At 55.6% G+C, this 759-nt stretch carries 1 protein-coding gene; it reads left to right on the top strand.

Annotation, left to right across the window (positions count from 1 at the left end):
- Positions 1–738, top strand: a 738-nt coding sequence (gpJ, locus tag CSC62_RS17390) for a TipJ family phage tail tip protein (RefSeq protein ID WP_425502057.1), incomplete at its 5' end; no start/stop codon positions are given.
- Between the last annotated feature and the right edge of the window lie 21 nt (positions 739–759).

Genomic DNA, 759 nt, shown 5'->3' with positions numbered 1-759 from the left:
GAAGTGAAATATGACACGCCGATCACCCGCACCATTACGTCTGCAAACATCGACCGTCTGCGCTTTACCTTCGGTGTACAGGCACTGGTGGAAACCACCTCAAAGGGTGACAGGAATCCGTCGGAAGTCCGCCTGCTGGTTCAGATACAACGTAACGGTGGCTGGGTGACGGAAAAAGACATCACCATTAAGGGCAAAACCACCTCGCAGTATCTGGCCTCGGTGGTGATGGGTAACCTGCCGCCGCGCCCGTTTAATATCCGGATGCGCAGGATGACGCCGGACAGCACCACAGACCAGCTGCAGAACAAAACGCTCTGGTCGTCATACACTGAAATCATCGATGTGAAACAGTGCTACCCGAACACGGCACTGGTCGGCGTGCAGGTGGACTCGGAGCAGTTCGGCAGCCAGCAGGTGAGCCGTAATTATCATCTGCGCGGGCGTATTCTGCAGGTGCCGTCGAACTATAACCCGCAGACGCGGCAATACAGCGGTATCTGGGACGGAACGTTTAAACCGGCATACAGCAACAACATGGCCTGGTGTCTGTGGGATATGCTGACCCATCCGCGCTACGGCATGGGGAAACGTCTTGGTGCGGCGGATGTGGATAAATGGGCGCTGTATGTCATCGGCCAGTACTGCGACCAGTCAGTGCCGGACGGCTTTGGGCTGGCTCTTATATCACTTTGGCCCTGCCGCCGAAAAGTGAGGGATACACATCACAGGTGGTGATAACACTCTATCAAACACGAA

Origin of the sequence: Pseudoxanthomonas jiangsuensis, assembly GCF_010093185.1 — a bacterium.
GTDB classification, from domain to species: Bacteria; Pseudomonadota; Gammaproteobacteria; order Xanthomonadales; family Xanthomonadaceae; genus Pseudoxanthomonas; species Pseudoxanthomonas jiangsuensis.
The sequence above is the reverse complement of the archived record's forward strand: the minus strand, read 5'-3'. Positions and strand labels throughout refer to the sequence as shown.